This window comes from Heyndrickxia sp. FW510-T9 (genome assembly GCF_058781025.1).
In genome coordinates this window covers 1-903 of sequence record NZ_JBYSWK010000112.1, presented here as the reverse complement: position 1 = coordinate 903, position 903 = coordinate 1, and the positions used below count along the sequence as shown (strand labels likewise).

Genomic DNA, 903 nt, shown 5'->3' with positions numbered 1-903 from the left:
AAGGACTGGTGGAGCGCTTAGAAGTGAGAATGCCGGTATGAGTAGCGAAAGAAGGGTGAGAATCCCTTCCACCGAATGCCTAAGGTTTCCTGAGGAAGGCTCGTCCGCTCAGGGTTAGTCGGGACCTAAGCCGAGGCCGAAAGGCGTAGGCGATGGACAACAGGTTGATATTCCTGTACCACCTCTTCACCGTTTGAACGATGGGGGGACGCAGGAGGATAGGGTAAGCGCACTATTGGATATGTGCGTCTAAGCAGTTAGGCTGGTCACGAGGCAAATCCCGTGACCGTAAAGGCGGAGCTGTGATAGCGAGGGAAATATAGTACCGAAGTTCCTGATTCCACACTGCCAAGAAAATCCTCTAGTGAGGTGAAAGGTGCCCGTACCGCAAACCGACACAGGTAGGCGAGGAGAGAATCCTAAGGTGAGCGAGAGAACTCTCGTTAAGGAACTCGGCAAAATGACCCCGTAACTTCGGGAGAAGGGGTGCTCTGGTAGGGTGCAAGCCCGAGAGAGCCGCAGTGAATAGGCCCAGGCGACTGTTTAGCAAAAACACAGGTCTCTGCGAAGCCGCAAGGCGAAGTATAGGGGCTGACGCCTGCCCGGTGCTGGAAGGTTAAGAGGAGGGGTTAGCCGCAAGGCGAAGCTCTGAATTGAAGCCCCAGTAAACGGCGGCCGTAACTATAACGGTCCTAAGGTAGCGAAATTCCTTGTCAGGTAAGTTCTGACCCGCACGAAAGGCGTAACGATCTGGGCACTGTCTCAACGAGAGACTCGGTGAAATTATAGTACCTGTGAAGATGCAGGTTACCCGCGACAGGACGGAAAGACCCCGTGGAGCTTTACTGCAGCCTGATATTGAATTTTGGTACAGCTTGTACAGGATAGGTAGGAGCCTTTGAA

General features: G+C 53.4%; 1 rRNA gene. It reads left to right on the top strand.

The annotated features are described in order from the left end of the window. Window positions 1-903 (top strand): 23S ribosomal RNA (locus tag AC3WJF_RS23055); the annotation flags it as partial.